At 61.9% G+C, this 809-nt stretch carries 1 protein-coding gene; it reads left to right on the top strand.

Annotation, left to right across the window (positions count from 1 at the left end; translation table 11 throughout):
• Positions 1-809, top strand: an 809-nt coding sequence (locus tag EN964_RS36015) for a DNA-directed RNA polymerase subunit alpha (protein WP_127277557.1), incomplete at both ends; no start/stop codon positions are given.

Raw genomic sequence — 809 nt, forward strand, 5'->3', positions numbered from 1 at the left:
AATTGGCAGGAACTGATCAAGCCGAACAAGATCGAGTTCTCGTCGAAGAAGAAGACGCTGACCACGCTGGTCGCCGAGCCTCTCGAGCGTGGCTTTGGCCTGACGCTGGGCAACGCGCTGCGCCGCGTGCTTCTGTCTTCGCTGCGCGGTGCGGCTGTTACCGCCGTGCAGATCGACGGCGTTCTGCATGAATTCTCGTCCATCGCCGGCGTGCGCGAGGACGTGACCGACATCGTCTTGAATATCAAGGAAATCGCCATCCGCATGGAAGGCGATGGTCCCAAGCGCATGGTCGTTCGCAAGCAGGGACCGGGTGCTGTTCTTGCCGGCGACATCCAGACGGTTGGCGACGTCGAGATCCTCAACCCCGACCACGTCATCTGCACGCTGGACGAAGGCGCTGAAATCCGCATGGAATTCACCGTCGACACCGGCAAGGGTTACGTGCCGGCCGACCGCAACCGCGCCGAAGACGCGCCGATCGGCTTGATCCCGGTCGACAGCCTTTATTCGCCGGTCAAGAAGGTCTCCTACAAGGTCGAGAACACCCGCGAGGGCCAGGTTCTCGACTATGACAAGCTGACCATGACGATCGACACCGACGGTTCGATCACCGGCGAGGACGCGGTGGCTTTCGCCGCCCGCATCCTGCAGGACCAGCTCGGCCTGTTCGTCAACTTCGACGAGCCGCAGAAGGAAGTCGCCGCCGAGGCCGTCACCGAGCTCGCCTTCAACCCGGCGCTGCTCAAGAAGGTCGACGAACTCGAGCTTTCGGTGCGTTCGGCCAACTGCCTGAAGAACGACAACAT

Origin of the sequence: Mesorhizobium sp. M7A.F.Ca.CA.001.10.2.1, from assembly GCF_003998575.1 — a bacterium.
Taxonomy (GTDB): Bacteria; Pseudomonadota; Alphaproteobacteria; order Rhizobiales; family Rhizobiaceae; genus Mesorhizobium.